The following is a 5,798-nucleotide window of genomic DNA, read 5'->3' as shown; positions in this document are numbered from 1 at the left end:
CCGCCGGGCTGTGCGGGCGGACCACCCGGGCGCGCAGGGCCAGGGCGCGGGCGGCGAGTGGCCCGTCCCCGGCGGCCCGGGCGAGCGCCGCGGCCCGGTCGGCCCGCACGGCGGCATCGGAGTGTTTGCCGCGGTCGTAGGCGGTGGCGGCTGCCACCGTCGTGACCGCCGCGTGCAGCCGCATCCACTCCAGCGCTGGCCGGCCGCGCAGCCGGTGCTCCCGGGGCACGGTCTGTGTCGTGCGCTCCAACGAGACCAGGGCGGACGTGGTAGTGATCAGATCAGACGTCTCGTAGGCCCTGACCGTCGCGGTCAGGGCGGCCATGCAGGCCTCGTGCAGGCCGGATGCGTCGTCGCGCAGACTCACGGAGCCCACCGCCGCGAGGCCGGTGGCAACCAGGACAGAGCGTCGGTCCGCGACCTCCGAGACCTCCGACACGATGGGACCCTCCGTGCTCCTGCGGGAATGATCGCGGCCTTCCGCCGGCACGCGACGGGGCGGTGAGTCGCCGCCGCCAACGGCGTGATCCGATCGCTCGGACGACAGATCCGGTTATTCACGGCGGCCTTCCTCCTCTTCCCCGTGGTAGTGGCCGGTCCTCGAGTCTTCGTCCCGTCCCGGCGACATCGACCGGTGTACACGCGCGCACCGGTCGATGCGTCCGAGCTCTCTGCAGCTGATCTCTCCGCATCCGACACCCATATGGTCGCGAGGCCGCACTGTCCCGACGAAACCCGGCGTTCACGTATTCGTGCGCGAAGTGCCGTCTTCGACGTTATCGTTCGGGGGCCGCGGACGCGCTGAGTTGTGCGTACTCGGCGATGTGGTACGTGTCTCTTCAGGGATTGGCGTCGGTTGTTGTCGGAGATTGCTGTCGGATGGCTGAACCGCCTGACTGCCTGGGGCCGTCGCAACGATTGTCCGCAGTGCGGGCGCCGGTTGGCCGAAATTCTCGTGGCATCCTGCGAATGTTTCATCCTCGTGTCGTCGAGTCATTGCATGTTTCGCCATGATGATGTTTCCCGGTCGGGATGCCGCCGGGATGCTGCCGGGAGGTCCTCGGGATGCCGTCGGGAGACCGCGGGGAGGTCGCCGCGGGGCTCGGCGCGACGCCGATGCGAGCTCGGCCGGCTCCCGCCCGGGCGGGCAAGATCTGTCCTGGCGGTGGCCCCCGAGTGCCGCCGGTAAGGTGAACAGCATGGCCGTCGACCTGTCCGAGGAGATCAAACAGCTGGATGCCACGTTGACCGGCATCGAGACGGTTCTCGACGTGGAGGGGTTGCGCCGTCGCGCCGAGGATCTGGAGCGTCAGGCTGCGGACCCCGACCTCTGGTCCGATCAGGACCGGGCCCAGGCTGTCACCCGCAGGTTGTCGTCGACGCGCGGGGACATCGCCAGGGTGGAGGGGCTGCGTCGCCGTCTCGACGACATCGCCGCCGCCGCGGACCTCGGCGACGAGGATCTGCTCGCCGAGGCCGCAGCCGATTTTCCCAGGCTGTCCAATGACATCGCCGGTCTCGAGGTCCGGACCCTGCTGTCCGGCGAGTACGACGAGCGGGACGCGATCGTGCAGCTCTCGGCCGGGGCCGGCGGGGTGGACGCGGCCGACTGGACGGCGATGTTGCTTCGGATGTACCTGCGGTGGGCCGAGCGGCATGGCTACGCCACGGAGGTCTTTGACACCTCCGAGGCTGAGGAGGCGGGTCTGAAGTCGGCAACCTTCCAGGTCAAGGCGCCCTATGCGTACGGGACGCTGCGCAGTGAGCACGGGGTGCACCGGCTCGTCCGGATTTCGCCGTTCGACAACCAGAACCGGCGGCAGACCTCCTTCGCCGGGCTGGAGGTCACCCCGGTCGTCGAGCTGTCCGACCGCGTCGACATCGACGACAAGGATCTGCGTATCGATATTTTCCGTTCGTCCGGCCCGGGTGGACAGGGGGTCAACACCACCGACTCCGCGGTCCGCATCACGCATCTGCCCACGGGCATCGTGGTGACGTGCCAGAACGAGCGCAGCCAGCTCCAGAACAAGGCCGCCGCGATGATCGTGTTGCAGGCGAAGCTCCTGGAGCGGCGGCGGGCCGAGGAAGCAGCGGAGAAACAGCGCATCACCGGCGGGCCACAGGACGTCTCCTTCGGATCACAGATCCGTAACTATGTCCTCCACCCGTACCAGATGGTGAAGGATCTGCGTACCGACACCGAGACCTCGAATACCAGCGGTGTTCTCGACGGCGAGCTCGATGATTTCATCGACGCGGAGATCCGGTGGCGGCGGTCGGTCGAGAATCAGGCGTGAGAGGGTTCTTCGGAGCTTTTGCCGACGCCCGGGATGCGCCTGGTTCCGGGCTGAGCGGGCAATCCTCGCCGCACCGTCCGGGCGCTCGTGGCCCGGCGGGACGATACGCGCCCGGCGTTCCGGTTCCGGAGGTCCGGAGGTCTCCCGTTTCCGGGACGGCATCCGAATGCTGCCTGCCTCTCGGGGAACGAACGGTGAAAAGACTAAAGATCCGGCCGTGGTGGGAACGCCGGTGTGACGTAGGCTCGGCCGGCAGCCCGGCCCGGCGTCGGGGGAGGACTTCACCGGATCTCCTGACGCCATTGGCATGCCGGGTATACACGTGTAGAGTTCCGGGTAGTTCGCGGACCGGTCGATGTTTTAGTTTCGGTGTCTTGATCTGGTCCGTCTACTGCTTCACCCGATGGGATGTACGCCCGTGTCACCTGGTCGTTCACGATTGCGAACCGCTGTCGCGGAGGGAGTGCGGTCTGTGTCCCTGCACGTGAATGCACGCATGTATCTGTGTGGAAATAACGGTGCAAATCCGGGCAGGATGGCCAGTCTCGCCGGTACGGGAAAGCCGTGACCTCCCTGGCGCCCGCGGCGTCCGGCGCCGCCTCCGGCGTGTTCGACGGTGCGCCCACGATGCCCCTGCCCGTCCTTATGTACCACGGCGTCGGTGATTCGGTGAGTGCGGACTGCCGACGCTGGGAGGTCCCTCCCGGTGCCTTCGCCGAGCAGCTCGAGGCCCTCGCCGAAAGCGGTTACCACCTCACGGGTCTCACTGACGCGCTGGCGCATCCCGCCCGCCGCCAGGTGGTGATCACCTTCGAGAACGGCTTCGAGGACTTCGTCACCACCGCGGTGCCCGCTCTGCGGGCGATCGGTGCCAGCGCTACCCTGTACGTGCCGACCGCCTTCGTTGGCCGGCGCGCCACCTGGCTGGATGGCTACACCGAGCGCAACCTCCCCCTGCTGGACTGGTCCGACCTCGCCGCGCTCGCCGGAGAGGGCATCGAGCTCGGCTCGCACGGTCACCGTCATCTGGAGCTCGACGTGGTGCCGACCGCCTTGGCGCGGTACGACGTCACCGCCAGCCGGCGGCTGATCGAGGAGAGCACCGGCCGGCGTCCGGACAGTTTCTGCTACCCCTTCGGTTATCACTGCGCGTCGGTGCGCCATGTCGTCGCGGCCGCCGGGTTCGAATCGGCCTGTGAGGTCGGGTACCGCATTCATCAACCGACGTTGTCCCGGTTCGCCATCAGTCGATTGATCGTCAATCGGGCCGCTGGAGCGGCCGACATCCTTCGGCTCGTTTCCCAGGGGCATCGCGACGCCCTGCTCAGCGCCCGGCGAGGACTGCAGTCGGGGTGGCGGGCATATCGAGCGGCGCGCTGGCGGCTCGGCCGAGGCGCCTGACGACGGGGAACGCGGGAACTGGGGTCCGGGGTCCGGGGCCTGGCAGTTACCGCGTGCTCTCTCACACGACCGCGAGCCGATAGCCCCGCTTGATGACGGTCTCGACCACGCGGCCGGCCGGTCCCAGCGCGGTGCGTAACCGGGCGACGGTCATCTCGACCGCGTGTTCGTCGGTGAGCCCGGCCGTGCCCGTCCGGCGCAGCAGCTCGGCTCGGGACAGCACCCGACCGGGATGCTCGGTCAGCGCGTCGAGGACCGCCGCGGTCCTGGGTGCGAGCATCACCGGCTCGCCGTTGACGATCACTGCCGCGCCCTGGACCCGCAGCACGTGCCCCGCGGCCTCGACGGTCCGCCCCCGGCGACGCGGGAGTTCGTCGGACAGCGTGCGCACGAGTGCTCCGAGCCGGGAACCGGTCCGGGGCCACGGTCGCCACGCCCTGCCGTTCGAGGGGGGCGGCGCAGACCGGACCCACGCACGCGGGCAGCACCTCGCCCCGCAACGCGGTCAGCAGTTCGTCGAACTGTCCCATCTCCCGGGCGATCCGTAGGAGGCTCACCACGGCGGGCGCGCTGGTGAAGGTGACCGCGGAGACCCCGCCGGTGACGATGAGTTCGACCATCCGGCGGACCGGCCGCAGATCGTCCGGTGGTTCCCACCGGTACACCGGTATCTCGACGACCTCGGCACCCGCCGCGCGCAGTCCCTCGACCATGTCTGGCAACGGCTCGCCGTGTAGCTGCACCGCGATGCGCAGTCCGGCCAGGTTCTCCGTGAGCAGATGGGCGACGAGCTCGGCGCCGGATTCCGAGCGGGGCGACCAGCATTCGGTGAGCCCCGCGGCCCGGACGGCGCCAGTGACCTTCGGCCCTCGGGTGAACAGCCGGGCGCCGTCCAGCCGGTCGCGCAGCCGCTCGCCGAGCCCCCAGCCCTCGGCGGCCTCCACCCAGCCGCGGAAGCCGATTGCCGTCGTAGCGATCACTGCGTCCAGCGGCCGGGTGAGGCACTCCCGGGTCGCGGCGAGCAGCAAGCTGTCGTCGGCGAGCGGCACGATGCGCAGGGCCGGGGCATGGATCACCCGGGCTCCGCGCCGTTCGAGGAGGTTCGCGAGTTCGTCGCGGCGACGCGCGGCCGTGACCCCGACGGTGAAGCCGAGCAGCGGTGGCAGCCCGGCGCTGACTGCCGGCTCCGTCGATGTCGCCGATGCCGGGGACGTTCCGGGCGCGCTGGTGGTTCCGGGTGTTCCGGTGGTTCCGGGTGCGCCGAACCGGTCGCCGATGTCGGGCCACCCGGGACTACGGGTTGTCACGAGGCTACCTCCTGGCCTGGGGTCCCGCGCCGATCCCCCGGTCACCGCAGGATCGGACACGGCTATGTCCACGCGCTTGCCGGTGTGCAACGCCGGTGTTAACCGGCACCGTTGCGTATTCACGACGTCCGCATCGAGCGTTCGTCGGGCATCTCACATCCCGTCGTGTCGTGGAGTGCATGCCTTGTATCCGGACCGACCTGACTTCGAGTCGGTGTTGACATCCTGGGTTCGTACGGTTCTGGTCGTAGCGGGTGCCCGTTTGGACCGGCACCCATCGGTTCGGACATGCGGGTGGTGCGCGGATGTCTTCTCGATCATTGGTGGTCGTCGGCCGCGGCATGGTGGGGCATCGGTTGTTGGCGGCGCTGCGGGACCGCGACGTCGAGGGGCGATGGGATATCACGGTCCTCGCCGAGGAACCTCGGCCCGCCTATGACCGGGTGGGCCTCTCGGCGTACTTCACCGGGGCGACCGCGGAGGACCTCAGCCTCGTCGAGGACGGATTCCTCGAACACCCCCGGCTGCGGCTGCGTCTCGGTGAACCGGTCGTCGCCGTCGATCGGGCCGCCCGGACGGTGACCACCGGTGCTGGCCGCACCTACCGGTACGACGTGCTGGTGCTTGCGACCGGTTCCTACCCGTTCGTCCCGCCGGTACCCGGCCGGGAGGCCACCGGCTGCCATGTCTACCGCACGATCGAGGACCTAGAGGCGATCTTCGCCTCGGCGCGGGGTAGCCGGACCGGGACCGGTGTGGTCGTCGGTGGCGGTCTGCTCGGCCTAGTTCT

General features: G+C 69.4%; 4 protein-coding genes and 2 pseudogenes. 3 read left to right on the top strand and 3 right to left on the bottom strand.

Annotated elements, in window-relative coordinates:
- Positions 1-439, bottom strand: a pseudogene (locus AC08OT_RS18615) (hypothetical protein); the annotation flags it as partial.
- Between the two features lie 760 nt (positions 440-1,199).
- On the opposite strand from AC08OT_RS18615, the gene prfB reads away from it, so the two are divergent.
- Positions 1,200-2,300: a peptide chain release factor 2 gene (prfB, locus tag AC08OT_RS18610; protein WP_476594072.1), complete on the top strand. Its 1,101-nt coding sequence runs from the start codon at positions 1,200-1,202 to the stop codon at positions 2,298-2,300.
- A 564-nt stretch (positions 2,301-2,864) separates the two neighbouring features.
- Positions 2,865-3,701 carry a polysaccharide deacetylase family protein gene (locus tag AC08OT_RS18605; protein WP_476594073.1) on the top strand — a complete coding sequence of 279 codons (837 nt, stop codon included), beginning with the start codon at positions 2,865-2,867 and terminating at the stop codon, positions 3,699-3,701.
- A 61-nt stretch (positions 3,702-3,762) separates the two neighbouring features.
- On the opposite strand, the gene AC08OT_RS18600 is transcribed toward AC08OT_RS18605, so the two are convergent.
- Together AC08OT_RS18600 and AC08OT_RS18595 are read right to left on the bottom strand one after the other, a co-directional pair.
- The gene (locus tag AC08OT_RS18600; protein WP_476603109.1) at positions 3,763-4,092 is read right to left on the bottom strand and encodes a winged helix-turn-helix domain-containing protein; all 330 of its coding nucleotides are present in this window, start codon (positions 4,090-4,092) and stop codon (positions 3,763-3,765) included.
- Positions 4,093-4,168: 76 nt separating this feature from the next.
- Positions 4,169-5,008, bottom strand: a pseudogene (locus AC08OT_RS18595) (uroporphyrinogen-III synthase); the annotation flags it as partial.
- Between the two features lie 305 nt (positions 5,009-5,313).
- On the opposite strand from AC08OT_RS18595, the gene AC08OT_RS18590 reads away from it, so the two are divergent.
- Positions 5,314-5,798: FAD-dependent oxidoreductase (locus AC08OT_RS18590; protein WP_476603108.1), on the top strand; the 485-nt coding region annotated here is incomplete at its 3' end.

It is taken from the genome of Frankia sp. CgJB1 (assembly GCF_977947065.1).
The sequence above is the reverse complement of the archived record's forward strand: the minus strand, read 5'-3'. Positions and strand labels throughout refer to the sequence as shown.

What these genes read in the sequence shown, in the direction of transcription:
- prfB (WP_476594072.1), top strand. Translation starts at nt 1,200, where the DNA reads ATGGCCGTCGACCTGTCCGAGGAGATCAAACAGCTGGATGCCACGTTG.